The following is a 26,357-nucleotide window of genomic DNA, read 5'->3' as shown; positions in this document are numbered from 1 at the left end:
AAATTTCGTATTTTCGTCTTATTATAGGCATGCGCACAAATGAGTTACGATTTAGAACAAGAGAATAAAGAGATCCTTGCAAGATATAAGGACCTGATTTCTAACACATACAGAACGTTGGATGAGGAAAATAACAAACTCATCCGAAAGGCATTCGATATCGCTTTGGATGCCCACAAGGATCAAAGGAGAAAATCCGGAGAACCTTATATCTACCACCCTATTGCTGTTGCTAAAATTGTAGCGACAGAGATTGGTCTTGGAGCTACTTCTATTGCCTGTGCCCTTTTGCATGATGTCATTGAAGATTCCGATTATACTTACGAAGATCTGAAAAAAATCTTTGGAGAGAAAATCGCCAGTATCGTGAACGGACTGACTAAGATCTCCATCATGAACCACCAGAATATTTCTGTACAGTCTGAAAATTACAGAAAACTGTTATTGACTTTATCCGAGGATTTCAGAGTTATTCTGATTAAAATTGCAGACCGTCTTCATAACATGAGGACGCTGGAAAGTATGGCTCCGGATAAGCAGAAAAAAATTGCTTCAGAAACGGTTTATATCTATGCTCCGATGGCCCACCGTCTTGGATTGTACAACATCAAATCTGAGCTGGAAGACCTTTCCTTAAAATATAATAGTCCCGAAGTATATAACGAGATCACGGAAAAACTCGAACTTGCCAAAGAAAGCCGTGAAAGATATATAGAAGAATTTACCAAAGAAGTATCAGAAAGACTTCGTGAAGAAGGCTTAAACTTTAAAATCAAAGGCCGCGCAAAAGCAATCTCCTCTATTTACAGAAAAATGCTGAAGCAGGGAGTTTCCTTTGAAGAAGTTTTTGATAACTATGCCATCAGGATTATTTACAAATCGGATGCTAAGAATGAAAAGTTTTTAGCCTGGAAGATCTACTCTATCGTTACGGATGTCTACCACAGTAACCCTTCAAGAATGCGTGACTGGATTACCCAGCCCCGTTCTACAGGATACGAAAGTTTACACTTAACGGTTTTAGGTCCGGACAGAAAATGGATTGAAGTTCAGATCCGTTCTGAGCGTATGGATGAAATCGCTGAAAAAGGGGTTGCCGCTCACTACAAATACAAAGAAGGCTACAAACAGAGTTCTGATGACAGAAACTTTGAAAAATGGGTAACAGAAATCCGTGAAGTTCTTGAACAGCAGCAGAACCTCTCTACTTCGGAGCTTTTGGATAATATTAAGCTTAATTTATATTCAAAAGAGGTATTTGTGTTTACCCCGAAAGGAGAAATTAAAATTCTGCCAACCAATGCTACTGCCCTGGATTTTGCATTTTCAGTCCATTCTGACTTAGGGATGAAATGTCTGGGAGCTAAAATCAATGGAAAACTGGTTCCTATTTCCTATATCCTTCAAAACGGGGATCAGGTAGATATTCTTTCATCACAGAATCAGAAACCAAAATCTGACTGGCTTGAATTCGTAGTGACTTCAAAAGCCAAATCAAAGATCAAAAGTTATCTGAACTCTCAGAAAAATCAGCTGGTAGAGGAAGGAAAAGAAATTCTGCAAAGAAAACTTCGTCATGCGAAAATCAATTTCAATGATGAAGAAATTAATAAGCTTCAAAAGTTCTTTAATTTAAAATCTTCTCAAGAGCTGTTTCTTAAATTCCAAAGCAACGAATTGGATGTCAGCAGCCTGAGAAAATATATTGAAAGTAAAAACGTATTTAACAATTTACTTTCCAGATTTAGAAAATCTCCGCCAAAAAATCAGCATTTCGAGGAACCGAAAGAGGAAAACCTTGACATGATTATCTTTGGTAAAGATGAGGAAAAACTGAACTATAGCTATGCAAAATGCTGTACAGTGATTCCAGGAGACAAAATTTTCGGATTTATTACCATTTCAGACGGAATTAAAGTTCACAGTGATAGCTGCCCAAATGCCATCAACCTGAGAGCCCAGTATGACTACCGTGTCATTCCTGCCAAATGGGTAAATGCTGAAAGCTTCAAAAACAGAGTAAAAATTGAAATTGAAGGACTTGACAGAATGGGTATGATCAATGATATCACCACGGTCATCAGTGGAAGTATGGGAATGGATATGAAAAGTCTCTCTATTGAATCCAACAATGGAGTTTTCACAGGAAATATCATTCTCGAAGTTAAAAATAAAGGCCAGCTGGAAGAAACCTTCAAAAAACTTAAAAATATTAATGGTGTTTCAAGAGTGAGACGACTACAATCATAAACATGAATTTATCTCTTTATTTTAAAAAATTTTTCAACAACAGTCAGTCTTCAGGAATTATTCTTATTTTCTGTGTACTTGTTTCATTGCTTATTGCCAACTCATCTGCTGCAGAGAACTTTCAGCATTTTTTAGACAAGGAAGTGGGTACCCATATTTTTGGACTGGAATATCCTGTCAGCATCTGGATCAATGACGGATTGATGGCAGTATTCTTCCTTCTGGTAGGTCTTGAAATAAAACGGGAACTTGTAGAAGGTGAGCTTTCATCCTTTAAAAATGCTTCACTTCCCATTTTTGCCGCTGTAGGCGGAATGCTTGTTCCGGCAGTGGTTTTCAGTATTTTCAACACCGGAACAGAATACAGTAATGGCTGGGGAATTCCTATGGCTACAGATATTGCTTTTTCACTGGCAATTATTTCGATGCTGGGGAAAAAGATTCCCAATTCTATCAAGATATTTTTAGCTGCATTGGCTATTGTAGATGATCTTGGAGCTATTCTTGTGATTGCTATTTTCTACACTGAACAAATCCATTGGAGCTATCTCTTATTGTCTTTTGGAGTGACTGCCCTGCTGTTTATTTTAAATTTTTTAAAAGTAACCAAAACTATATTTTATATTATTCCCGGACTGTTTTTATGGTATTTCCTTCATCACTCCGGAATTCACGCCACGATAGCAGGTGTTGTACTTGCATTTTCAATACCTACCAACGCTTCCAATGTAGAAATATCACCATTGGAAAAACTTGAGCATCAGCTTCACATTCCGGTAAGCTTTCTGATCATGCCTATATTTGCTTTAACGAATACCAATATCACTTTTTCCAGTGAAATGGTTGCCGGTGTTACAAGTACATTAGGTTTGGGAATTATTTGCGGTTTAGTATTGGGTAAGCTGATCGGTATCAATCTGTTTTCACTCATTGCTATCAAATTAAAGCTTAGTTCTCTGCCTCAAAACAGCAACTGGCTTCAAATGATTGGTGTAGGTCTATTGGCCGGAATTGGGTTTACCATGTCCATTTTTATTGCGTTACTTTCCTTTAAAGGAGAAATTCCTATTCAGGATGAAGCGAAATTTGCTATTTTGATTGCGTCCTTTATAGCTGCTATTGCAGGATTTACCATATTAAGTATAAGCTCAAAAGAAAATCCCGAACTGGAAGAGAATTAATCTTTCTTTCGGGTTTCCAGTTTTCTTTTATGCTCTTCATCACCATCAAAGTCAGGTTCTGTAATCTGAGTATGATAGTGTATGGTTTCTCTCTGGATTTCATCGGACAGCAGTTTTTCAATTCTGAGCTTTCTGATGGCCATATTCAGTTCATTTCCGAATAAAAGCAGATATACATTCACATTCACCCAAACCATCAGCAGAATCATACTTCCGATGGATCCGTAAAGCACGTTATACCTTGCAATATCCTTTACATAAATAGCAAAAATATAAGTAGTGACAACAAACAGTATCGTGGTTAAAATAGCCCCAGGAACCGCCTGTCGGAATCTTGTGATTTTTACAGTGCCCAGCCAGTAAAACAAAGTCAGAAGGATAAAATAAAAAAGAGGAAAAGAAACGAACCCAATAATACTGGAGAGGTTATCTACAAGCCAGGAAATATCATAAGCCGGTGTAAAAAGCTTCATCACAACCTCCACATAATACACCCCAAAAAGTGCTAAAAAAACAATGGTAATAAAGCCTATTGTAATAAAGAATGAAAGAATAAATTCCTTTACGTCACTCAGTTTCTCATCCGTATTTTCATTAAATCCATTAATCAGGGAAAATGTACCATTTGTGGCAAAAATAAGAGCCAGAACAATGGTCAGATTACTGATCCCTCTCATATTGGGGATAATATTGTTTTCTATATATCCTCTTACATCTCCTTCCATATTTGAAGGGAACACATTATGCATCAGCACATCAAAAATATAGAACTGCAGTTTATCATAATGCGGCATATAAGGCAAAACAGAAAGCAGAAACAGAATAAACGGAAAAAGACTTATGGTAAAGCTCCAGGAAATAGCAGCTGCTTTTCTACCAATTTTCCCTTTGAAAATCCCGGAGATATAGATCTGAAACATCTGCCATAGCGATATTCCCAAAACAGGAATATGGATGCTGTCAAAAAACTCTTGAATCTTCAAAATAAATTTGGGAACCTTTACACTCATCGATCTGTTTGTCTTTATACAAATGTAGGGGAATTAAATTAAATAAGGAAAAGATAGAGGGTGATAGGTGGCGGAAATTAGGTAGCAGATGGCAGATCCCAAGGATTAGGGGAATACTCTGTGAAATAGTAATGAAGGCTTATTGAAGTCAATGGTGAATTTTGCTTCGCAAGTGAATGGTTAATTTTGAAGAGAGCCAAGAACCTAGAGTCAAGAATCAAGATAATGGCAATCTTGATAGAACCAGCAACTACTCAACCGGCAACATTAAACTCAAAACTTTGAACATTACCCTGCGAAGCCCTATCTTTGCGTTCTGAAACTTCTTACAATGCGAATCAGCTTACTTTGTATCGGTAAAACAGACGATAAAGAAATTACGTCTCTAATTAATTACTACCTCAACCGTTTACCTAAACACTGGAATTTTGAAATCACAGAAATCCCGGATGTTAAAAACGCCAAAAACCTCTCTCCTGACCTTCTTAAAAAAGAAGAAGCTAAATTATTTTTAAATCATATCGACAAAAATGATCTGGTTGTGATTCTTGATGAAAAAGGAAAACAGTTTACCAGCCGTGAATTTTCACAGAAAATTGATACCTGGATGAATTCTTCTGTGAAAAAAGTACACATTCTTATTGGAGGCGCTTATGGTTTTTCTGAAGAGATTTACAGCAGAGCAAATGAGAAAATGTCTTTATCCAAAATGACTTTTACCCATCAGATGATCCGCCTGTTTATTGTTGAGCAGCTTTACCGTGCTGATCAGATTTTACAGGGTAAGCCTTATCATAACGATTAAAACAAAGGAGCTATCTCAAAAGTTAAATAGTTTGACTTTTGAGACAGCCTCCTTTTATGTATTGATATTTATTTCAGACCAATCTGTCTTTTTGCCTCACCCACTACAAAAGCAACAGAATTGGCAATATTAAAACTCCTGATCAGTTTTGACATAGGAATTGTCAGATGATTTTCAAAACGGTCCAGAACCTCTTTGCTCAGTCCCACACTCTCTTTTCCGAAAACCAACCAATCCCCATCCTGAAAATCGGTTTCCAGATATGATTTTTCAGCATGTGAACTCATTAAAAAAACACGTGACCGATCAGGGATCTGTTCAATCCATTCTTCAATATCTGCATATTCAGAAACATCGAGATGTACCCAGTAATCCAGCCCGGAACGCTTCAGGTTTTTATCATTAATTACAAATCCAAATGGGTGAACCAGGTGTAATCTGCTTTCGGTTCCTACACATAATCTTCCGATATTTCCTGTGTTATTCGGTATTTCGGGTTCTACAAGAACAATATTCAACATCTCTATCTCTTTATTCGTTTTTCAAAACAGTTAAACCAGGTTTAGTATTTTCGTTTGGATTTAATTTAATAATCAGGATTATAAATTTCAATTTATTTCTTGCCACATTTAGCATAGGAATCTGTAAGCACCGTTTTTTCGTAGCCTAAAGCAACTGCTTTATCAAGATTTGCGCAGGCTTCCTTAAGTTTGGAAGTATCCAGCAGAATCATGGCTTTGCTCACATAAGATTGTGCAAATTTGGGATCTATGGAAATGGCTTTATTGGCATCGGTAAGTGCTTCTTTATATTTTTTCATTTTAAAATACACATCAGCACGGCCGTTGTAAAGCAATGATTCCGGTTTTTCAGAAAGAAGTATATTGTAATCTTTTAAAGCTCCGTCCAGATCACCATTATTTTTTTTCAGATTGGCCAGTCCTGTTTTTGCAAAAATATTATCAGGTGCAAAAGTCAGAATCTGATTAAGGTCTTTGATGGCAAGATCCTTTTTTCCCTGGCTGTCGTAGATTTTGGAACGGGTAAGGTATAAATCCGGAGTTTCAGGATTCACTTTCAATCCTTTTTCTACATATTCCAGTGCTTTTACCTTATTTCCTTTCTGGCTGTAAAGCGATGAGAGGTTGACATAAACGGAAACCGACATAGGATTTGCTTTTAACGCAGAATCATAAGATTTAAAAGCCTGAGTCGTCTTCCCCAGCCTTCTTTGAGCCGTTCCGAGATAGTCATAATATTCCGACTGAAATTTTTGAATCTGTTCTTTCTCAGCCAGTTTTAAGTATTGCTCTTCTGCACACTTATAGTCCGCTTTATCAAAACAGTCTTCGGCCAGTTTTTTATCCTGGGCATAGAAATTAAGAGAGAAACAAAGGGAAGTTACTAATAATAAAGTTTTTTTCATGAGGTTATAGTTTGTTTATTGATCACTTTTTTGGCGAGTGCACCAAATACCACTCCCAATAAAGATCCAACAAACGCCCCCACCAAAATATCAATTGGGAAATGTACTCCTAAATAGATTCGGCTGTACGAAACAACCAGAGCCCATGCAAATATAGCATAAGGAAACCATTTAATCTTCTTTTTCAATAAAATACCTAAATATGTTGCCAAAAAGAAGGTATTGGAAGCATGAGCTGAATAAAACCCAAACTGTCCGCCACATTTCACAATCCTCATATGATGCTCCAGAGTAGGGTCATGGCAAGGTCTTAACCTCGCTACCCCATATTTGAAAATATTGGCCAGCTGATCTGAAACGACAGCCCCAAGTGCTATAAATATGAGAATAAAAACTAAAGTTTTTAGTTGATAATTTTTGTATAAAAAATAAAGAAAAATAATATAAAGAGGTACCCAGATCCAGGTACTTGAGATCAGCATCCAAAACTGATCGAAAGATGAATCGCCCAAATTATTAAGGTATAGAAATACCTTTTTATCTTCCTGAATGATCTCCTCCATGATTATCTGCTTACAGGTCCTTCATAAGTCTCATCATCAGCAGGCTTCGGTTTTGGAGGCTCATTAGAAGCAAGAGTACCCGGTTCCGTCAGAATATCTTTTTCGATATCTTTCATCGGGTTGAAATCTTTGGCAGCATCTTTCACCTTTTCAATCTCACGCTTTATTTCAGAAACAGGATTATCTGTTTCCTTCATAATTTCAGTTTTGATATCTTCTACTGCTCCACGCATTTTTCTAACGCCTGCACCTAAGTCACGCGCAATCTGAGGCAGTTTATCCGGTCCGAATAATACAACGATTGCAATGGCAATGAGTGCCATTTCTCCAATGCTTAATTCCATCCTGTAAAATTACAAAAGATTATTGCATTTATGAATGGTAAACTAAAAATTTAAACAAATTTTAAGATTTTGTAAAATGAGAATGGAAGTTCAGTGTTTTTAGTTGAGAATTGCTGGTTATTAGTTCTTTGTTTCTAGCTACTGGTTTCTTTTATTACTGGTTATATACAGGCTGCCATTATCTTGACTCTAGATTCTAGATCTCCCTTCAAAAATTCACCACTCACTTACAAAGCAAAATTCACTATTGACTTCAATCAACCTTCATTACTATTTCACAGAGTATTCCCCCTAATCCCTAATCCCTATTACCTATTACCTATTACCTATTACCTATTACCTATAAATTAACAAATACTTAATTCAAAACAATGAGAATTACATAACAATTCAGTATATTTATAATACACAATCAAATAAATATATAGTATGAAAAAACTAGTGACTACTTTTAAAGTTTTCGCCGTATTATCGGTATTGGCATTCAATAGCTGCCAGAATGAAAACAACGAAATGGATCAGCAGGAAACAATTCAGGCAAAGATAACCGCCTCTGACCTGAAAAAAGAGATTACTCCTCTTTCCTCTCAAATTGTTCCGGAAACAGTACAGCTTCAACTGAATGAATCCGGTAAAAACCTTGAAACTTATCTGAAAAATGATCTGCAGATTGCAGAAGTGAAGGTATTGGGAAAAATTTCAACCCAAAAAGGCATTGATCTTTCCAAAAGCCTGATCATCGACAAAGACCAGTTTATTGCAACGGGAAACATCATGGATCCGTCTTCAGTAAAGATTGGAAAAATTGGAGATTTATATCACGGAGATGACCTGACAACAGCTCAGCAGGGATTGAAAGAAGCGGTCACTGAAGAAGTAAAACCCGGGATTAATGTTATGGAAATAACGTGGAACAGCAAAAGCGGAAAATTTACAACACTATGTTTTTACAAAGATTCGGGAATTATCTGGGACAATATTTTCGGAGGTCTTATTATGATGGATTCACGTGGAAATTCGGAAGCATCCAACAACAATCAGGCAGCAAAAGTAGTTTCTACCTGGTATAAGCAATGGTGGACCGCAAGCTGGCTGTGGGGTTCCAAGAGAGGTGAAACCGGATATCAGATTACGATTTATTATTCCGGTTCTACGGTTTCTAATGCAGATGTAAGCGATTGGGGATATATCAGTTTAGGAAAAGCGAAAAGTGAGAGTAAGATTATAAAGAAAACAGGAGCTTACGGGCAATGCCGTTATGCGCTGGGGCTTTGTACTCCTACAGGTTCTTTAAGTTTTAATAGCAGCAATTTCTCTGTGTCATTCTCAGGATTGGGCAGCAATATTGTAAGTAACGGGACAAAATCTCTTTATCCATAATTTTCATAAAAATCAGATTTCAAAAAAACGGGAAGCCTGCTGAGCTTCCCGTTTGTATTTTATATCAAGACTTTTGAAGGGATCCGTTTTCAATTTTTGATTTCAATACTTCTACTGCATTTTCTTTCAGTCCGAAAGTATTCATCAGTATTTCATACAACTGCATATCATTTTCTATAGATATGGATTCTTTTTCACCATGATCAGACCGGATATTCAGGACATGGTCTGTATAGGTATAACGGACATTCTCATCTACTTTTGAAAGGATTAGTTTGTTCTTAAAATGAGAATCCGGATGAGTAGACAAATACCAATTAGAGATAGTAAGATCAATGGGCTCTACATGTTCAGGTATGAAGCGGTACACCGGGAACCATTGTTCTTTCAGCATCCAGAGGGTATAGGTTTCTTCTTTATAGGAAACTTTAAATATTCCGTTGGGTGTTTGCTGTGGTTCTTCTTCATTTAAAAGAATAGGTGCTGTAAGTGTAGCTGTCCCAAATCCACAGTCTACAACATACTTTTCACCTCCAAAATCCACGATCAGTAATAAATGAGTCTGTGCCGCAACGCTGTCTTCTTGTCTCCCCCACACTACTCTTCCAAGCTGTAATTTTACATTGAATCCTAAATGTTTTAAAACTTCGCTTAAAAGTAAGTTTTGTTCATAGCAATATCCGCCTCTCGATTCTGTAACCAGTTTTTTAAAAATATCCTCCAGATCCAGAGAAGGCACTGTTCCTGTGTAAGAGTCAATATTCTCAAAAGGAATATATTTAGGATGAAGCCGGTGTATTGTTTTCAATACCTCCATAGTCATTTCCGGCGTTCCGGAGAAATGAATCCGTTCGAAATATTTTTCCAGGTCTAATGTATTCATAATTTATTTTGTGTTTAAAAAAGTAGAAAGACTACTTCTGTAAAATTATCGAATAGATTGAACCCAGAGCCACCTGTATGTTCGGAATAGAACAAATCTATTGTTTCTGAAAATCCTTTTCTATTTTTTCTTTTCCTTTTTTCTGAAATGCAGAATAGGTGATCACAACGCTGATCGCCATTAAAATAAATGCTAAAAAGAAAGGCGCACCAGAAAACTTGAATGGCGCTTCATCATGGGTAAAAAAGTAAAACAGGTTTGTCATCATCGGAGGCCCGATAATTGAAGTTGCACTCATTAAACTCGTTAACGCTCCCTGAAGTTCACCCTGCTCATTGGAAGGAACACTTTTTGTGATGACAGACTGTAAAGCCGGTCCACAGATTCCTCCTAAACAATAAGGAACCAAAAATACAAACATCATCCATCCTTCAGAGGCAAAAGCAAACAGCAGCATTCCTACGGCATAGAAAGCCAATCCGTAGTAAATACTTTTCTGCTCTCCAAGCCTTGGAGTAGTCCATCTGATCAGTCCACCTTGTACGAGACCAACCAATAAACCTACTACTCCCAATGAAATCCCTACCATTCTTTCTGTCCAGCTGAATTTATACATTGTAAAGAAACTCCAGTTGCTCTGTACGGCATGACCTGCAATATAAATCAATATTAAGGAAAGAATAAGTCCGGAAATTTCAGGGTGTTTACCTAAAAACTTAAATGAACCTATAGGGTTTGCACGTTTCCAGTCAAACTCTCTTCTTTTATCTTTATCCAAACTTTCAGGAAGGATGAAATATCCATACAGGAAGTTAAGCAGACATAAACCCGCAGCAGCATAGAAAGGGACTCTGGCACCATAATGACCAAGTACACCGCCCAGAACCGGACCTATAATAAATCCGAGCCCAAAAGCAGCTCCTATCAGTCCAAAATTCTTGGCTCTGTCTTCATCCGTCGAAATATCTGCAATATAGGCACTGGCAGTGGTGACACTTGCGCCCGTTATTCCGGCAATAATTCTTCCCAGAAACAGCCACCAGATTGTGGGAGCCAGTGCAAGGAAAATATAGTCCACAGCAAATCCGAAAAGAGAAATCAGGATCACAGGTCTACGCCCATATTTATCACTCAGGTTTCCAACAAGCGGAGAAAATATAAATTGGGTAAAGGCATAGGCAAATCCAAGCCAGCCACCATATTTTGCGGCTTCACTAATATCTGCATGAATAAGTTCCTCAATTAATTTGGGAACAACAGGAATGATGATTCCCCATCCTGTAATATCTATCAGTAAAGTAATAAATATAAAGCCTATAGCCGCTTTTTTCCTTGAATTTTCCATGATGGTGCAAAATTAATCAAATCTTAAAAATAATGGTTCTAAATTTCATTGTATTAAAGAAGTATAACATTAATAATACACTCAATTTGCTTTTTAGTATTTATAAGGAATAAAAAAAAAGCAGATATTTAGCAAAAAAAAAGACCATCTCTTTCGAAACGGTCTTTATTAATTTATTGTAGTTTGTATTACTTTGAAGCAAGTTCTTCTTTTGTAGAAGTGGTTTTTCCATGTACCTCTTCTTCTTTTCCTGTTTTAAGGAAGTCATAAGCAATTGCAGACGCAATAAAGATAGATGAATACGTACCGAATCCAATACCAATTAACATCGCAAACATGAATCCTCTCAAGTTATCACCACCGAAAATAAAGATCGCAAGGATAACCAGAATTGTAGTAAATGAGGTGTTGAATGTTCTACCCAATGTACTTGAGATAGAGTCATCAAACAGACCCGCTAATGTTAAAGATTTTTTCTCTCTCAGGTATTCTCTAATTCTGTCGAAGATAATTACCGTATCATTGATTGAGTACCCTAATACAGTAAGAATCGCAGCAACGAAATCCTGATTGATCTCCATGTTGAACGGCATAAACTTATGAAGTAATGAATAAGCCCCCAAAATGATAACAGCATCGTGGAATAACGCGGCAACAGCACCAAGGGAGAACTGCCATTTTCTAAATCTTACCAAGATATAGATAAAAATACCTGCTAATGCTGCAACTACAGCAAGAATACCGTGTGTCTTGATATCGTCTGCTACAGTAGGTCCTACTTTCTCAGAAGAAATAATTCCTGAGTGATCTTTATCTGCAGATTTGAAATCTTTTAAGGTCATATTTGCAGGTAAGCTGGATTTTAATCCGTCATACAATTTCTGCTCAACAGTCTGGTCAGCTTTCAAAGATTCGTCTTCGATAAGGTAATCTGTAGAGATTTTCAACTGCTTGTCATTACCGAAAGTTTTAGCTTCTACTGAAGAGTTTTTACCATCCTCAGTCTGGAACATTTTTACTAAGCTAGCTTCAACATCTTCAGCATTTACTGCCTTATCAAATCTTACCACATAATTTCTACCTCCTGTAAAGTCGATACCATATTTGAATCCGTGGATTGCAATAGATGCGATACAAACAATAGTTAAAACACCAGAAATGATGTAAGCATATTTTCTTTTTCCAATAAAATCGATCCAGGTATTTCTGAAAAGATTTTTTGTAGCACCTGTCCAAACAGAAAGGTGTTTTCCTTTATTCAGTCTAGAGAAGATCATTACTCTTGAGATCAATACCGAAGTAAAGAATGTCATCAAGATACCGATTCCTAATGTTAATGCAAAACCTTTGATAGGCCCTGTTCCGAAAAGGAATAGTACACCTGCCGTCAATAATGTCGTTAAGTGACCATCAACAATTGCATTTAATGCATGTTTGAAACCGTCTTTGTATGCTTCAAGAATACTTTTTCCTGCGAAAAGCTCTTCTTTAGTTCTTTCATAGATAATTACGTTCGTATCTACCGCCATGGCCATTGTAAGTACAATACCTGCGATACCAGGAAGCGTAAGTGTAGCATCTACGGAATCCATAATTCCGAAAATGTAGAATAGGTTGATGATCATTGCAATTACTGCATAAACACCAGCTCCACCATAGTAGAAAATGATATAAGCAATAATTAATAAGAATGCGATACCGAATGACATCACACCAGCATCAATAGATTCCTGTCCTAATGAAGGCCCTACAACTGTAGCCTGAACTACTTTTGCACCTGCCGGTAATTTACCTGCTCCTAAAACGTCAACCAATTCTTTAGCTTCTTCCTGAGAGAAGTTACCAGAGATCTGGGTTCTACCGTTCGGGATTGCATTTACAACGTTTGGTGCAGTATATACTCTACCGTCAAGCGTTACAGCAACCGGCTTACCAACGTTTTTCTCAGTTAATGTTTTCCAGTCTTTTGCTCCTTTGGAATCCATCTGCATATCTACCACTACTCTGCTCAGCTCATCATAGCTGATATTTGCAGTTTCTACCGCACCGTCTACCGGAGCTTTTTGGTTGATGTTACCTCTGATTGCATACAGGACTAAGCTTTCAGCATCTGTAGCTTCAGGCTTGTAACCCCACATGAACTGTGTATATTTAATGTTAGACGGACGTAAAGACTGACCAACCTTACTGTTTAAAATTTTATTTACAACAGCTGTATCGGATAATTTTACGTTAGCAACACCATTCGTTCTTAATTTGTCAAGCTGTAAAAGGCTCATGAAGTTCACATTCTTTGCTACTCCCATAGAATCTCCTTTTGTAGCAACCATAGTTGTCAAAGTTTGGAAATAAGGCGCAATCTCAGGAACCTGCTGTACTTCCCAGAACTGAAGTTTTGCAGAAGTCTGAAGCATTTTCTTTACTTTATCGATGTCCTTCATACCAGGCATTTCCACAGAAATTCTAGCTGTTCCAGGTACTCTCTGAACGTTTGGCTGCACAGCACCCATTTTATCAATTCTCGTTCTGATTACCTCAAAAGCTGTTCCTACAGATGCATCAATTTTTCTTTTAACAATGCTTTTTACCTGCTCATCAGGAGTGTTGTACTTCACCTCGGTAAGTGTAGTATTTCCGAAAATTTCCGGATCTGCCAACTTAAGGTTTGTACCTTTAGCTTTGTTCACTACATCGAATTGTTCGAAGAAATTATCAATGTAAGCTTTTGTAGAATTCTTCTGTGCTTCATCAGTTTTGTTTAAAGCCTCAATAAGAACAGGATTTGTAGAATAATTTGTTAAATCATTCACAAGATCTCTTTGGTTGATTTCCAAAAGAACGTTGATCCCTCCTTTCAAGTCAAGACCAAGTTTCATTTCCTTGTCTTTGGCTTTAGTGTAATAAAGTTTTGTGAATCCTAGATTCAAAGTATCCTTAGAAAGTCTAGCAATTTCTTTCTGATACTTCTCCGGATTGTCTCCTGCAATAGCAGTTGCCTGCTTTTCAATTTTGCTGGCGTACCATGTTGGTAATAGCTCGTTTAAGCAAATCAACCCTAGTACAATAGCGACAATTGTAATAAGTCCTTTTCCTTGCATTTTGTTATAACTACGTTAAATTAAGTCGGCAAATATAATGATTTTCTTGTATTTTATGAATTTTTAACAACAGAAATGGTTTATTTTCAGATATATTGGTATTCTGAGTTCTATTTAAGATTTAACAATTTTTTCTTAGTATCATAATGAAGTCTTCAAAATTCGATTGGTATAAAATTTTCATTCACTTTCTCAACACACTAACTCTCACAATATTATGAAAAAACTACTTTTTGCCATTAGTATTTTTTCTTCCTTAATTGCTAATTCTCAAAGCATTAATTTGGAAGAATTTGCCACGGGACTTACCAGCCCGGTAGAGATTACAAACGCCAATGACAGCCGGCTTTTTGTTGTTCAACAGAACGGAATTATTAAAATTATTCAACCTAACGGGACAATTAATCCCACTAATTTTCTGAACATCGGTTCAAAAATTATTTTTAGCGGTGAAAGAGGTCTTCTGGGACTTGCTTTTCACCCACAATATCCTACCAACGGGTATTTTTTTGTGTATTATAATAACCCGGCAGGCAATATCATTGTTGCAAGATACAGTGTCAGTTCAACTGATCCTAACGTGGCTGATCCTGCTTCTGAAAAAATCCTGCTCAACATTCCCAAACCATTCGACAATCACAATGGAGGAAGTATTCATTTTGCTCCTGACGGAAAACTCTGGATCATCACCGGAGACGGAGGAAGTGGTGGCGACCCCAACAATAATGCTCAAAACAAAAATGTTCTGCTTGGAAAAATGTTGAGAATAGATGTGGATGCTACTGGTCCTTACAACATTCCTCCTGATAATCCTTTTGCCGGAGCCGGAGTAGCTGGTGCCGATGAAATATGGGCCTATGGTCTCAGAAATGCATGGAAATTTTCCTTTGATCTAACCACCGGAAATGCGATGATTGCAGATGTAGGCCAGGGCGCCATAGAAGAAATCAATAAAATGCCTATAACACAAGCCGGCTTGAACTATGGCTGGCGCTGCTATGAAGGAAATAATGCCTATAATACAGCAGGATGTGCTGCACAGTCTACCATGACCTTTCCTATTGCAGTATATGATCATTCAGGCGGAAAATGTTCTATCACGGGTGGCTATGTTTACAGAGGAACTCAATATCCGTCACTTCAGGGGAAATATTTTTTTGCAGACTACTGCTCTACCCAGATCGGAATTCTGGATAGCAATAATGCCATCACTTGGACGGGTCCTTATTCCGGAAATAATTTTTCTACTTTCGGAGAGGATTATCAGAAAGGACTGTACGTAGCTGCAGTGAACAGTGGAAAAATTTTTAAAATATCCACAGGGACTTTAGGAACTCAGGAAAGTACTTTAGGAACCGTAAAAATTTATCCTAATCCTGCTTCAAAAGAAATTTTCATTGATGGCATTACAGATAAAAAAGCAACCCTGGAAATTATCAGTGCAGAAGGAAGAAAAGTATTGGAAACAGATCAGATCAGTCAGGGCAAAAGCATTGATATTTCACATATACCAGCCGGAGTATACTATATTAATCTAAAATCCGGAGAACAGAAGTCTTACAGTCAGAAATTGATTATTAAATAATTATAGTTTGTTGTTAACGCAAGCGAAACGCTAAGATTTTTACAATTCTATGAAAAGGGCGCAAAGGCGTTTCACTAAGCAAAAAAATCTTGCTAAACACAGTAGCTTTGCGAACATAGCAATAAACTACCTGGCTAATAAAAAAAGCGGTTCAGATCTGAACCGCTTTTATTTATATTGTCATTGAGAAAATCCTTGTTTCAGGCTTATTTCTCATCATTCTCAGGTCAAAAACCATGGCTACATTTCTTGTGAATGCTCTTCCGGCTTCTGTAATTTTAACTTCTGTCCCATTAATCTCAACCAGTCCGTCATTTTCCATTTCTTTCAACATTTCCAAAGCGTTTTCAAGCTCCGGGAAAGAATTGTTGATATCAAAAGTAGTTTCAAGCTGGCACATCAGATTCAGAATATGTCTTCTTACAGTCAGATCTTCTTCACTCAGAACGTGTCCTTTTACAACAGGGATCTCACCTCCTTCAACCATTTTCTGATATTCCTCAACCGTTTTTACATTCTGGGCAAAAGCATACCATGAATCTGAAATGGCAGACATACCAAGTCCTACCATCAGCTGGGTTTTGCTTGAAGTATACCCCATGAAGTTTCTGTGAAGTTTTTTATGAATCAAAGACTGATACAGATCATCATGTTCAAGAGAGAAGTGATCCATCCCTACTTCAATATATCCTAAATCCTGAAGCAATCTTTTACCATCTTCGTACAAACGGCGTTTTTCTTCTCCGCTTGGAAGGTCATTTTCATCAAAACCTCTCTGCCCAACTCCTTTCACCCATGGAACGTGTGCATAAGAGTAGAAGGCAAGTCTGTCCGGCTTCAGCTCCATTGTTTTTCTGATCGTGTGTTCCATCGCCTCCCAATTCTGATGCGGCAGTCCGAATACAAGATCATGACTTATTCCTCTGTAACCAATTTCCTTTGCCCATTCTGTAACATTTTTTACGTTTTCAAAGGGTTGAATTCTATTGATTGCTTTCTGAACTTTAGGATCATAATCCTGAACGCCAAAGCTTACTCTTCTGAAACCGAGGTTGTATAAAGTCTGAAGATGTTCTTTCGTTGTATTGTTAGGATGCCCTTCAAAAGAAAATTCCGGATGTTCCGCAATGTCTACAGTTGAAAAAATTCCCTCCAATAATGTTTTTAAGTTCTCAGGAGAGAAAAATGTAGGAGTTCCACCTCCTAAGTGTAATTCTTTCAGTTTAGGTCTTTCGTTGAAAAGGTCAAGATAAAGTTTCCACTCTTTCAAAACACTTTCCAGATAAGGCACTTCAACACTGTGTTGTTTGGTAATACGTTTATGACATGCACAGAACGTACACAAAGCCTCACAGAAAGGCAAATGGATATAAATAGAAATCCCCTCCTCTGCATTACTCTCATGAAAAGACCTGATTACAGTTTCCTTCCATTTTTCCGGTGAAAATGTAGATTCATCCCAATACGGAACGGTAGGATAAGAAGTGTAACGCGGTCCGGGAATATTATACTTATCTATTAAAGAGTTCATTTTGAAATTTAAAATTTTATAAGAGTATGAAATTTAACACTATTAAAATTTCATCTTACAAAATTAACCATTAGTTATGAATTTTAACCTATGAATTATATTAGGTTCTATTTTATAATGAGTCTAAATACATATGGCCAGGCTTTTGGCAAATAGTGATAAATTCTATTCCTGATATTTAAAATTTTAATTTCATTACCGCGATTTTATTATTTCCGGCAAAAACTACATTGTTTCCATCAATCCATTGGCAGACGAAAAAACCTTTCTCATCAGAAATTTTCTTCCATGTCTTTCCAAAATCTGAAGAATAACTGACATGCTTGTCTCCAACTGCAATGATTTCTTTTCCTTTTGATCCGGGCTTAATCTTCACACAGGTTATATATCCCGCATTCTGTCCTGAAGCCTGAATCTGCCAGGTCTCACCAGCATCAATAGTGGTTGCAATATTGTTCATATTGGCATCCTGCCTGGTATAATCCCCTCCTGCTGCAATCCCGAAACGGTCTTCAAAAAAATCGATAGAATACATTCCTTGTGAAGATTCTCCCTGAATGAAAGGTGTTTCTATAATTTTCCAGTCCAATCCCTTCTGCTTAAAGATCCTGGAAGCTTTCCCGCCCGTTGCAATCCAGAGAATATCCTTGTAGGAAGCAATATTTGTATTGCTGGCAGCAAATGCGGCTTCCCCTTCCTTAAGTCTTACTGCCTCGTGATTACCCATTGGAGGATTCCACACATCGTACATTTTCTTGTGAGGGAATAATAATGCCAGCTTCATCAAAAGATTTTTATCAGGATCACTGAACGTTATACCATATCCATCCTTTACAAAATGTAAAGCATCATAGAAAGCGGTTTTAGCAGTATCTTTAAAGACAATCTGTGATTTCAGATCTTTTTTATCAATTTTAAAGAAGTAAGCAGGGCTTTCAATGTTGATGGCATAAAAAGAGGTTTTATCCTGTGCCAGCGTTCTGAACTGAAGCTTTTCCTCAGACAGTTTTATCTGCTTCTGATTTTTATAATCTTTCAGATCTACAAACCCGAATTTGGAATCTGTACCGCTATACCAGACCTTATTATCATATAATTCCAGCGCTCTGATGCTGATTTTATCATTAAGAATGGTTTCAAAACTTTCCACTTGCTGGGAAAATGCTGTAAGTCCTGCGGACAGGAATAAAATGGAAAAAAACTTTTTCATATAATAGTATTGGGACAAAAAAAACCGCCGAAGCGGTTTATATTATTATTAATCTTGGTTCTGATATTTTTCAGGATTATTAAGTTTACTGTTTGATTTTCCGTAAAGGAAATACACCAAACCTCCTAAGAACAACCATACAGCAGAAAGTTCCAATGCATGAGCACTTAAGTTAAATATCAAATAGATATTGATAAACACTCCCAATGCCACCACTATTTTGTAAGCCGGAACTTTGAAAGGTCTTATCAAATTAGGTTCTTTTTTTCTCATTACCCAAACGGCAATACAAACCAATGTAAATGCAAACAGGGTTCCAAAACTTGTCATATCTGCCAATGTTGAAATTGGAGTAAATGCTGCGATCAAAGCCACTACAATTCCCAACAAAATAATTCCTTTGTAAGGTGTTTTTGTTTTTGGGTGAAGTTCTCCGAAAAATTTAGGAATCAATCCGTCTTTTGCCATACCGATGAAGATTCTTGACTGCCCCATCATCATTACCATTACTACAGAGATCAATCCTACTGTTGCGGCGATGGTTACTACATTACTTGCCCAGTGCTTTCCTGCAATTTCAAATGCATACGCTACAGGCGCTTTGATTGCATCAGGATATTTACCTTCAGGGTTAAAGTCTGTATAATGCATCATCCCTGTTAATACAAGCGATACACAAATATAAAGCGCTGTACACACCAATAGTGATGCAATAATTGCAAAAGGCACATCTTTTTTAGGATTAATAGCTTCTCCTGCCTGTGTAGAAACAGCATCAAAACCAATATAAGCAAAGAAAATAGCTGCTGCACCGGAAATAATTCCTTTAATACCATAGGCAGAGACCATATCCCCTTCAGAATTTCTGATCTGTACCTGATCCGGAATAAAAGGTTTCCAGTTTTTTACACCATCTACAGCGTTGTAAAGATCAGTATTAGAAAAAATAATATATACTCCTGCAATAATTACAAAAATAACGGCAGAAGTTTTCATCAAAACAATCAGGTTATTAGCCCCTGCTGCTTCTTTAGTTCCTTTTACCAATAATGCAGTAATTAAAAGAACAAGAATAAATGCCGGCAGGTTCATTGAAAAACCATCTCCTGTATAACTGGCAGGATCTGATGTAAGATAAGCCGGTAAATGAATATTAAAGATTTTCAAAAATTTGTTAAAATATCCGGACCAGCTCACCGAAACGGCCATACTCGCCATGGCATATTCGAGGATGAGACACCACCCCATGGCCCATGCAAAAATTTCTCCTACCGTTCCATAGGCATAAGCATAAGCTGAACCTTCTACAGGAATAATGGATGCAAACTCTGCATAGCACAATGCAGCAAAAACACAGGCAATACCTGCTATGATAAAGGAAATGGCAAGTGCTGGTCCTGCGTGATAATAGGCTCCTGTTCCCGTAAGAACAAAGATTCCACCACCGATGATAGCACCCACTCCAATTGCTGTTAAACTCCATTTTCCAAGGACTTTCTTCAGCTCACTTTTCTTCATATCTGCCTCATAGGCACTTAGTGGCTTTTTAACCCAAATTTTCGACATGTTTTTTTATTTATTAAGGATTTACGAAAATATAAAAAATTTAGGAACTCCCACGTTTATCGTTAAACTTTCGTCATTTATTTTACATAAAGTTTTTAAAAACCTGAGCAACATATTATATAATCCATTTTAAAAAGTCCATATTTTTGCTTATTTTTGATTGCATGAATTTATATGATCTTTTTGTAAAGCCTTATGAAAGCTATGATTCTTTACAGATTACATTGGAAGCATCAGGTGCTATTTTCGGAATACTCAGCGTATTTTTTTCCATTAAGAAAAATATATGGGTATACCCTACCGGCATTATTTCAACTCTGATCTACGTATATCTTCTTTTCAATGCCGGGCTGTTAGGAGACTGCATAATCAATGTCTATTATTCTGTTATGAGTATTTATGGCTGGGTTCTATGGGCCAGAAATTCTGAAGATCATGTTCATGTAGAAGTTACCTGGGCCACCCGAAAAGAATGGACTCATGCTGCCCTGCTTTTCATACTGAGTCTGGCACTGGTTACTCTTATTTATTATTATAAGCCTTATATTGATAATCAGTTTTCTATGGAGGGAGCCAGTTTAGGATTGTATCACCTGGACTTGGCAAATTGGATGGATGTTTTCACCACTTCAATATTTTTAGTAGGAATGTGGTTGATGGCCAAACAGCGCATTGACAGCTGGATTTTCTGGATTATCGGAGATATTATCTGCATCCCTATGATGATTTTTAAGGGATTTGGAATCACTTCGGTTCAATATTTGGTATTTACTATAATGGCTATCTTAGGATACCTCAATTGGAAAAAAAGTTTTAAAGAAAAAAAAGTACAATAAAGTCATGAAAAATTTATTCAAAATAGCAGTCAGTATTTTTGCTATTACCAGCTTAACCTCTTGTTTAGCATATACCGACGGATACGGAAGCAATGGAAATTATGGATATGGAGATCCCTATTATAACAACGGATATTACTATGCACCTTCCGGATATTACGGAAATGGAGGATATTATGGTAATGACGGGTATTATTACAGAAACAACGTTAATTACTACTATGATAATGGAATTCCTTATTACTATGACAATTATAATAACTCCAGAAGAAAAGTCTATGTAGAAAGAAGATCTTCTTCTTCATCGAGACCTCAAAACGGATTCCAGAACACGCGTACAACGAATAGTAACGGTTCGTACAATAATAACGGAGGATTCAATAATAATAGAAACTCCAATAGCAATAGTGGATTCAGAAACCAGAACAATGGTAATCAGAACAATCAGGGTAACCAAAACAACAGCGGATTCAGAAATTCCAACAGTAACAGCGGATTCAGAAACCAAAGCAGCGGTAACCAGAATAGTCAGAGTACCCAAAATAACAGTGGATTCAGAAACCAAAACAGCGGCAGCCAAAACAGCACCAGATCAGAATCTTCCGGCGGTGGGTTCAGAAACAGTTCCAGCGGCCAAAGCAGTGGTTCAAACAGACAACAGAGCGGCGGAGGCGGCTTTAGATAAAACGATTATAAATAAGGAAACGAACAGTTAACACTGTTCGTTTTTCATTTTAAATATATTAATTTTGCTTCTTCATTTAGACAAAAAAATATGGAATTTTATAAATATCAGGGAACAGGAAATGATTTCGTAATGGTAGACAACCGTGATCTGCAGTTTACTAAAGATAAAAACAGTATTGAAAAATTATGTGACAGACGTTTTGGAATAGGTGCTGACGGCCTTATTCTATTGGAAAACGATCCGAACTATGATTTCAAAATGGTTTACTACAATTCTGACGGAGGAGAAAGTACCATGTGCGGAAACGGAGGAAGATGTCTTGTAGCTTTTGCTTTTTTCCTTGACATCTTTGAAGATAAATGCAAATTCATTGCAACAGACGGAGCGCATGAAGCTGAAATCCATAACGGGATCATTAAATTGAAAATGATTAATGTGAATACCATTTCACAAGACGGAAATGACTTTGTTCTGAATACAGGATCTCCACATTACGTAAAATATGTAGAAAATCTTCCCGATTACAACGTGTATACTGAAGGAAACGGGATCAGAAATTCAGAAAATTATAAAGAAAAAGGAATCAATGTAAACTTTGTAGAAAAAATTTCTGATGATGAAATTTTTGTAAGAACCTATGAACGAGGCGTTGAGGACGAAACTTACAGTTGCGGAACAGGAGTTACTGCTTCTGCTTTAACTTTTCTTCAAAAACACAATCTAACCTCTGTAAAAGTTAAAACTTTAGGCGGAAACCTTAAGGTATATGCTGAAAAAAGCGGAGATACATTCCAGAATATTTGGCTGGAAGGTCCTGCAAAGCAAGTTTTTAGAGGTAAAACAGATCTTCTTTAAAAACAAAAACTTTTAATCAACATTTAATAAGAATGAAAAAAGCTATTCTCATTATCATTCTGCTGGTTTTTGTAGCCGCAGGATTTTTTGGTTTGAGATTTTATAATAAATATTTAGGAAATAACGTAGAAAAAGACGGTTATGTTCTGATTCCTCATAGAGCAGGTTTTAAACAGATCCTCGATTCTATTGCTCCTTATATTAAAGACAGGGAATCTTTTGAAGCTGTGGCTAAAGAAAAAGGTCTTGATTCTAATTTTAAAGCGGGACGTTATCATATCCAGAGCGGAACAGGAAATAAGAACCTTGTCAATATGATCAAAGCAGGTAACCAAACGGCAAATTCTTACAGAATCGGGGATTTTGGAGATATGTATCAGATGATTGGTAAGGTGACCAAAAAAACGGAAATTGATTCGTTACATTTTATAAATGATCTGGATGCTGTGGCACAGGAGAAAGGCTATAAAAATGTTGAAGACTTAAAAAAATATTTCTTCATTGACACTTATAATTTCTTCTGGACTGTAAGCCCACGAGAATTTTTTGCAAAGTTTGAAAATCAGTACAATGATTTCTGGACGAGTGAAAGAAAAAATAAAGAACAGCAGTCTGGCCTTACAAGAGATCAGATCTATGCACTGGCTTCTATTGTTTATAAGGAATCAGGAGGAAAAAAGGATGAAATGAAAACGATTGCCGGATTGTATTTAAACCGTTACAGGAAAGGGATGAAACTTCAGTCTGACCCTACGGTGATCTACGCAATTAATAAGCAGACTAATTTTAAAGAATCTATTAAAAGAGTATTATATAAGCATTTGTCTACACCATCACCCTACAACACTTATGCAAACGCAGGTATTCCTCCGGGACCCATCTGTGTAGTGGATAAAAATTCGATTGATGCTGTTTTAAATGCAGAAAACAACAATTATATATTTATGTGTGCTGATCCGGCAAGATTTGGATACCATAAGTTTACGGCAAGTGCTGAAGAACATGCTGTAAATGCAAAGGCTTACCAGGACTGGCTCAACTCAAAAAATATAAAATAAGTTTAGAAAGCACCTAAAAATTTATACAGTTAGAAAAACAATAAATAATCATAATATTTTGAAAATCAAATTGATATAGATATTCGAAATATTATGGGTTATCCTTTTACGATTTTATACAAAAAAATAACCTATGAAGAATAAGACAGAAATTGTCAATATTTTCACCAGAAAAACTTTAGGACTTACGTTAGTACTTTCAGCCGCGGCGATGGCTTTTGCACAGGAGAAGGCTGGAGTTTCAGGAATCATTGTCAACAAAAAAAACCAACCGGTTCCCTATGCCTCTGTAACATTCAGCAATAAAGTAAACAAGGCATTAAGTGATGCTGTACTGACAGATGAAAAGGGGCAGTATAAACTTGAGCTTATACCGGGAGATTATGATATCACCGTAGAAGCTATTGATTACAAAAAGAGTGTAGTCAGCAAAAATATTGCAATAGCGGGTAATATCGGGGCATTATCTATAGAGCCAGAAGCGGCTACAACCATTGATGGAAAAACAAAAGAAATCCAGGGTGTTGTAATCACCGCTTCAGCAGCTAAGCCTTATAAAGTAGAACTTGATAAGAAAACATATGATCCTTCACAGGATATCGTGAGTAAAGGAGGAAGTCTTCAGGATGTATTGACCAACGTTCCTTCAGTTTCTGTAGATACAGACGGAACGGTTTCTATGAGGGGAAGTACCAATGTAAAATTTCTGATCAACGGAAAACCTTCTGCTCTTCTGGGAATAGATGATGGTGCCAATGCCTTACAAAGTATCCCGGCTGATCAGATTGAAAGAATTGAAGTCATTACCAACCCTTCTTCTAAATTTGAAGCAAGCGGAACTTCCGGTATCCTTAATATCATCCTTAAAAAGAACAAAAAAATAGGATTTAACGGTAGCGTTGTAGGGTCATTAGGATATTTCCCAAGAACCTCGCTTAATACCAATCTGAGCTGGAGAAAAAATAACTGGACATGGTTTGTAAACGGCGGAGGAGGCTATACGGAAAACAAAACTAAAAATAATTCAGAAACGACTTATCACAATATTACTTTTCCTAAGATTTTTCCTAATACCCAGCCAAATGATGTTCTTGTACATCAGCTGCAAAATTCTACCAGTAAAACCTATAATAAAAATTATAATGTAAGTGCGGGTTTTGTGTATGATCTGTCTGACAAAACATCGATTAATGTAACAGGATTGGTCAGAACATTTGAAGGAGATGGCAATGAACTTTTGCAGACTTATGATAGTTTTCACAGATTTTTCAAAGACCCGTCAGATCCAAATGGAACTGCAGGAACATGGCAATTATTAAACCCTTACGGACAAAGAGATTCTAAAACGATATTTAATAACCTTGCCTTCCAGGGAGATGTAGGTTTAGACCACAAATTTGATGATAATGGTCAGAATTTATCCGTATCATTAAGTTTACAGAGAAACAGAAGTAATAATAATGCAAATATTCTTGAGACCAATGACCTGCTTCCTGATGTACAGGATATTACCAGAAGACATTCTGTAAGTAAAACGATTATTGGTAAAGCTGATTATGAATTACCAATAGGAGAAAAATCTAAACTTGAAGCAGGATACAGATTGGATGTGAATGATAATACTTATAATAATTTTGTAAGCAGTACTTCCAATAATCCTTATATCCCGAACTATAATAACGATACGGATTACAGAGAGATCTTCAATGCTTTCTATTTACAGTTTAAAAGTAAAATCGGAGAAAAATTTGCTTATCAGCTTGGTTTAAGAGATGAGCTTTCCAATGTAAAGATCAATTACATCAATCAAAATCCTAATGATCCACAATTAAATAAAACAAAAAACTACAACAATTTATTTCCGAGTATATTCTTAAGCTATGATGTATCTAAGAACAATCAGATTTTGGTTAATTATTCCCGTAGAATAGACAGGCCAAGATCTTTCTTCATGGTTCCTTTCCCGAATTACAGCAACAGTCAGAATATTTTTGAAGGAAACATAGATCTTAACCCATCATATGTAGATTCATTTGAAGTAGGGTATAATATTACAAGAAAAAAGTTTACTATTAATCCTACCCTATACTACAGACACGCCACTGATGATACTAAAATGTTAGTGTACAGACCTGATGAAAGTCTGGGAGTATTCTATACAAAACCTATCAACCTTGGAAATGATGAACGTTATGGTTTGGATCTTAACTTTACCTATGATCCTTTTGCGTGGCTAAAAATAATGGGTAGCTTAGACATGTTCGGCTATAAAACCACCGGAATTGCTTATTATGATGCTCTTGATAAAAATAAGTTGCAGCAAACCCGAAATATGGATTTTACAGGAAATGGTTTTTCTACCAGAGCACGTCTTAATACAACCTTTAAACTTGATAAAACATTAAGTGTACAGTTACAGGGATTCTATAGAGGAGCACAGAAATCTGCCAACCAGAATACTCAGGATATGTACGCGCTGAACCTTGGTGCTTCCAAAACGATCTGGAAAGGAGACGGAACCATTTCCTTCAATATTCAGGATATTTTCAATACGAGAAGCAGAGAAGTACTTAGTTTCAATGAGGATTACACAAGAAGAAACTATATGCAGTGGCAGCCAAGACAGTTTTCTATTTCTCTAACCTACAGATTTAAGCAGGGTGAAAAAGTAGATCAGCCTAAAAAGAAAAAAGATATCAATTCCAATGCAGCCGGAGACGACCAGCAAGGCGGTCCGATGTAA

General features: G+C 36.8%; 21 protein-coding genes. 10 read left to right on the top strand and 11 right to left on the bottom strand.

Annotated elements, in window-relative coordinates; all coding sequences use genetic code 11:
* Nucleotides 1-39 precede the first annotated feature (39 nt).
* A complete protein-coding gene (locus CHRYMOREF3P_RS22555; protein WP_180565565.1) occupies nt 40-2,250 on the top strand; it encodes a RelA/SpoT family protein in 2,211 nt (736 codons plus the stop codon).
* A 2-nt stretch (nt 2,251-2,252) separates the two neighbouring features.
* Nucleotides 2,253-3,431, top strand: a complete 1,179-nt coding sequence (gene nhaA, locus CHRYMOREF3P_RS22550; protein WP_180565564.1) for a Na+/H+ antiporter NhaA — start codon at nt 2,253-2,255, stop codon at nt 3,429-3,431.
* On the opposite strand, the gene CHRYMOREF3P_RS22545 is transcribed toward nhaA, so the two are convergent.
* Entirely contained in the window at nt 3,428-4,441 is a 1,014-nt protein-coding gene (locus tag CHRYMOREF3P_RS22545) for a YihY/virulence factor BrkB family protein (RefSeq protein WP_077414918.1), read from the bottom strand. The genes nhaA and CHRYMOREF3P_RS22545 overlap by 4 nt on opposite strands.
* Nucleotides 4,442-4,772: 331 nt before the next feature.
* On the opposite strand from CHRYMOREF3P_RS22545, the gene CHRYMOREF3P_RS22540 reads away from it, so the two are divergent.
* Entirely contained in the window at nt 4,773-5,246 is a 474-nt protein-coding gene (locus CHRYMOREF3P_RS22540; protein ID WP_047376769.1) for a 23S rRNA (pseudouridine(1915)-N(3))-methyltransferase RlmH, read from the top strand.
* Between the two features lie 68 nt (nt 5,247-5,314).
* On the opposite strand, the gene CHRYMOREF3P_RS22535 is transcribed toward CHRYMOREF3P_RS22540, so the two are convergent.
* From CHRYMOREF3P_RS22535 to CHRYMOREF3P_RS22520, 4 genes are all read right to left on the bottom strand, one after another.
* Nucleotides 5,315-5,767 carry a tRNA (cytidine(34)-2'-O)-methyltransferase gene (locus tag CHRYMOREF3P_RS22535; protein ID WP_077414920.1) on the bottom strand — a complete coding sequence of 151 codons (453 nt, stop codon included), beginning with the start codon at nt 5,765-5,767 and terminating at the stop codon, nt 5,315-5,317.
* Between the two features lie 92 nt (nt 5,768-5,859).
* Nucleotides 5,860-6,672 (bottom strand): tetratricopeptide repeat protein, encoded by an 813-nt coding sequence (locus tag CHRYMOREF3P_RS22530; RefSeq protein WP_180565563.1) that lies wholly within the window; start codon nt 6,670-6,672, stop codon nt 5,860-5,862.
* Nucleotides 6,669-7,235 carry a phosphatase PAP2 family protein gene (locus CHRYMOREF3P_RS22525; protein ID WP_180565562.1) on the bottom strand — a complete coding sequence of 189 codons (567 nt, stop codon included), beginning with the start codon at nt 7,233-7,235 and terminating at the stop codon, nt 6,669-6,671. Before CHRYMOREF3P_RS22525 ends, CHRYMOREF3P_RS22530 begins: the two co-directional genes overlap by 4 nt.
* A 2-nt stretch (nt 7,236-7,237) precedes the next feature.
* Complete coding sequence (locus tag CHRYMOREF3P_RS22520; RefSeq protein ID WP_047376773.1) at nt 7,238-7,579, bottom strand: twin-arginine translocase TatA/TatE family subunit; 342 nt, start codon at nt 7,577-7,579, stop codon at nt 7,238-7,240.
* Nucleotides 7,580-8,008: 429 nt separating this feature from the next.
* Here CHRYMOREF3P_RS22520 and CHRYMOREF3P_RS22515 point away from each other — a divergent pair, with 429 nt between their 5' ends.
* A complete protein-coding gene (locus CHRYMOREF3P_RS22515; protein WP_180565561.1) occupies nt 8,009-8,959 on the top strand; it encodes a hypothetical protein in 951 nt (316 codons plus the stop codon).
* Between the two features lie 64 nt (nt 8,960-9,023).
* On the opposite strand, the gene CHRYMOREF3P_RS22510 is transcribed toward CHRYMOREF3P_RS22515, so the two are convergent.
* The 3 genes from CHRYMOREF3P_RS22510 to CHRYMOREF3P_RS22500 all read right to left on the bottom strand — a co-directional run bounded on the left by CHRYMOREF3P_RS22510 (nt 9,024) and on the right by CHRYMOREF3P_RS22500 (nt 14,285).
* Nucleotides 9,024-9,842: an arylamine N-acetyltransferase family protein gene (locus tag CHRYMOREF3P_RS22510; protein ID WP_180565560.1), complete on the bottom strand. Its 819-nt coding sequence runs from the start codon at nt 9,840-9,842 to the stop codon at nt 9,024-9,026.
* Between the two features lie 97 nt (nt 9,843-9,939).
* On the bottom strand, nt 9,940-11,187 hold the full coding sequence (locus tag CHRYMOREF3P_RS22505) for a TCR/Tet family MFS transporter (protein WP_077414930.1): 1,248 nt from the start codon (nt 11,185-11,187) through the stop codon (nt 9,940-9,942).
* Nucleotides 11,188-11,375: 188 nt separating this feature from the next.
* The gene (locus CHRYMOREF3P_RS22500; protein WP_047383562.1) at nt 11,376-14,285 is read right to left on the bottom strand and encodes a protein translocase subunit SecDF; all 2,910 of its coding nucleotides are present in this window, start codon (nt 14,283-14,285) and stop codon (nt 11,376-11,378) included.
* A 217-nt stretch (nt 14,286-14,502) separates the two neighbouring features.
* Between CHRYMOREF3P_RS22500 and CHRYMOREF3P_RS22495 the strand changes: the two genes are divergently transcribed.
* Nucleotides 14,503-15,870 (top strand): PQQ-dependent sugar dehydrogenase, encoded by a 1,368-nt coding sequence (locus tag CHRYMOREF3P_RS22495; protein ID WP_077414932.1) that lies wholly within the window; start codon nt 14,503-14,505, stop codon nt 15,868-15,870.
* A 172-nt stretch (nt 15,871-16,042) separates the two neighbouring features.
* Here CHRYMOREF3P_RS22495 and hemN read toward each other — a convergent pair whose 3' ends face one another.
* The 3 genes from hemN to CHRYMOREF3P_RS22480 all read right to left on the bottom strand — a co-directional run bounded on the left by hemN (nt 16,043) and on the right by CHRYMOREF3P_RS22480 (nt 20,177).
* Nucleotides 16,043-17,401: an oxygen-independent coproporphyrinogen III oxidase gene (gene hemN / locus CHRYMOREF3P_RS22490; RefSeq protein ID WP_077414934.1), complete on the bottom strand. Its 1,359-nt coding sequence runs from the start codon at nt 17,399-17,401 to the stop codon at nt 16,043-16,045.
* Nucleotides 17,402-17,579: 178 nt separating this feature from the next.
* Nucleotides 17,580-18,611 (bottom strand): WD40/YVTN/BNR-like repeat-containing protein, encoded by a 1,032-nt coding sequence (locus CHRYMOREF3P_RS22485; protein ID WP_180565559.1) that lies wholly within the window; start codon nt 18,609-18,611, stop codon nt 17,580-17,582.
* 48 nt (nt 18,612-18,659) lie between these two features.
* Nucleotides 18,660-20,177, bottom strand: a complete 1,518-nt coding sequence (locus CHRYMOREF3P_RS22480) for an amino acid permease (protein WP_077414938.1) — start codon at nt 20,175-20,177, stop codon at nt 18,660-18,662.
* A gap of 164 nt (nt 20,178-20,341) precedes the next feature.
* On the opposite strand from CHRYMOREF3P_RS22480, the gene pnuC reads away from it, so the two are divergent.
* The 5 genes from pnuC to CHRYMOREF3P_RS22455 all read left to right on the top strand — a co-directional run bounded on the left by pnuC (nt 20,342) and on the right by CHRYMOREF3P_RS22455 (nt 26,357).
* Entirely contained in the window at nt 20,342-21,013 is a 672-nt protein-coding gene (gene pnuC, locus CHRYMOREF3P_RS22475; RefSeq protein ID WP_180565558.1) for a nicotinamide riboside transporter PnuC, read from the top strand.
* A 4-nt stretch (nt 21,014-21,017) separates the two neighbouring features.
* The gene (locus CHRYMOREF3P_RS22470; protein ID WP_047383550.1) at nt 21,018-21,698 is read left to right on the top strand and encodes a hypothetical protein; all 681 of its coding nucleotides are present in this window, start codon (nt 21,018-21,020) and stop codon (nt 21,696-21,698) included.
* Between the two features lie 90 nt (nt 21,699-21,788).
* Nucleotides 21,789-22,556, top strand: coding sequence for a diaminopimelate epimerase (gene dapF, locus CHRYMOREF3P_RS22465; RefSeq protein WP_180565557.1), 768 nt, complete (start codon nt 21,789-21,791; stop codon nt 22,554-22,556).
* 32 nt (nt 22,557-22,588) lie between these two features.
* Nucleotides 22,589-23,614 (top strand): endolytic transglycosylase MltG, encoded by a 1,026-nt coding sequence (gene mltG, locus CHRYMOREF3P_RS22460; protein WP_077414944.1) that lies wholly within the window; start codon nt 22,589-22,591, stop codon nt 23,612-23,614.
* Between the two features lie 133 nt (nt 23,615-23,747).
* Entirely contained in the window at nt 23,748-26,357 is a 2,610-nt protein-coding gene (locus CHRYMOREF3P_RS22455) for a TonB-dependent receptor domain-containing protein (protein WP_077414946.1), read from the top strand.

This window comes from Chryseobacterium sp. JV274, from assembly GCF_903969135.1.
Taxonomy (GTDB): domain Bacteria; phylum Bacteroidota; class Bacteroidia; order Flavobacteriales; family Weeksellaceae; genus Chryseobacterium.
The sequence above is the reverse complement of the archived record's forward strand: the minus strand, read 5'-3'. Positions and strand labels throughout refer to the sequence as shown.

What these genes read in the sequence shown, in the direction of transcription:
- CHRYMOREF3P_RS22555 (WP_180565565.1), top strand. Translation starts at nt 40, where the DNA reads ATGAGTTACGATTTAGAACAAGAGAATAAAGAGATCCTTGCAAGATAT.
- nhaA (WP_180565564.1), top strand. Translation starts at nt 2,253, where the DNA reads ATGAATTTATCTCTTTATTTTAAAAAATTTTTCAACAACAGTCAGTCT.
- CHRYMOREF3P_RS22545 (WP_077414918.1), bottom strand. Translation starts at nt 4,441, where the DNA reads ATGAGTGTAAAGGTTCCCAAATTTATTTTGAAGATTCAAGAGTTTTTT.
- CHRYMOREF3P_RS22540 (WP_047376769.1), top strand. Translation starts at nt 4,773, where the DNA reads ATGCGAATCAGCTTACTTTGTATCGGTAAAACAGACGATAAAGAAATT.
- CHRYMOREF3P_RS22535 (WP_077414920.1), bottom strand. Translation starts at nt 5,767, where the DNA reads ATGTTGAATATTGTTCTTGTAGAACCCGAAATACCGAATAACACAGGA.
- CHRYMOREF3P_RS22530 (WP_180565563.1), bottom strand. Translation starts at nt 6,672, where the DNA reads ATGAAAAAAACTTTATTATTAGTAACTTCCCTTTGTTTCTCTCTTAAT.
- CHRYMOREF3P_RS22525 (WP_180565562.1), bottom strand. Translation starts at nt 7,235, where the DNA reads ATGGAGGAGATCATTCAGGAAGATAAAAAGGTATTTCTATACCTTAAT.
- CHRYMOREF3P_RS22520 (WP_047376773.1), bottom strand. Translation starts at nt 7,579, where the DNA reads ATGGAATTAAGCATTGGAGAAATGGCACTCATTGCCATTGCAATCGTT.
- CHRYMOREF3P_RS22515 (WP_180565561.1), top strand. Translation starts at nt 8,009, where the DNA reads ATGAAAAAACTAGTGACTACTTTTAAAGTTTTCGCCGTATTATCGGTA.
- CHRYMOREF3P_RS22510 (WP_180565560.1), bottom strand. Translation starts at nt 9,842, where the DNA reads ATGAATACATTAGACCTGGAAAAATATTTCGAACGGATTCATTTCTCC.
- CHRYMOREF3P_RS22505 (WP_077414930.1), bottom strand. Translation starts at nt 11,187, where the DNA reads ATGGAAAATTCAAGGAAAAAAGCGGCTATAGGCTTTATATTTATTACT.
- CHRYMOREF3P_RS22500 (WP_047383562.1), bottom strand. Translation starts at nt 14,285, where the DNA reads ATGCAAGGAAAAGGACTTATTACAATTGTCGCTATTGTACTAGGGTTG.
- CHRYMOREF3P_RS22495 (WP_077414932.1), top strand. Translation starts at nt 14,503, where the DNA reads ATGAAAAAACTACTTTTTGCCATTAGTATTTTTTCTTCCTTAATTGCT.
- hemN (WP_077414934.1), bottom strand. Translation starts at nt 17,401, where the DNA reads ATGAACTCTTTAATAGATAAGTATAATATTCCCGGACCGCGTTACACT.
- CHRYMOREF3P_RS22485 (WP_180565559.1), bottom strand. Translation starts at nt 18,611, where the DNA reads ATGAAAAAGTTTTTTTCCATTTTATTCCTGTCCGCAGGACTTACAGCA.
- CHRYMOREF3P_RS22480 (WP_077414938.1), bottom strand. Translation starts at nt 20,177, where the DNA reads ATGTCGAAAATTTGGGTTAAAAAGCCACTAAGTGCCTATGAGGCAGAT.
- pnuC (WP_180565558.1), top strand. Translation starts at nt 20,342, where the DNA reads ATGAATTTATATGATCTTTTTGTAAAGCCTTATGAAAGCTATGATTCT.
- CHRYMOREF3P_RS22470 (WP_047383550.1), top strand. Translation starts at nt 21,018, where the DNA reads ATGAAAAATTTATTCAAAATAGCAGTCAGTATTTTTGCTATTACCAGC.
- dapF (WP_180565557.1), top strand. Translation starts at nt 21,789, where the DNA reads ATGGAATTTTATAAATATCAGGGAACAGGAAATGATTTCGTAATGGTA.
- mltG (WP_077414944.1), top strand. Translation starts at nt 22,589, where the DNA reads ATGAAAAAAGCTATTCTCATTATCATTCTGCTGGTTTTTGTAGCCGCA.
- CHRYMOREF3P_RS22455 (WP_077414946.1), top strand. Translation starts at nt 23,748, where the DNA reads ATGAAGAATAAGACAGAAATTGTCAATATTTTCACCAGAAAAACTTTA.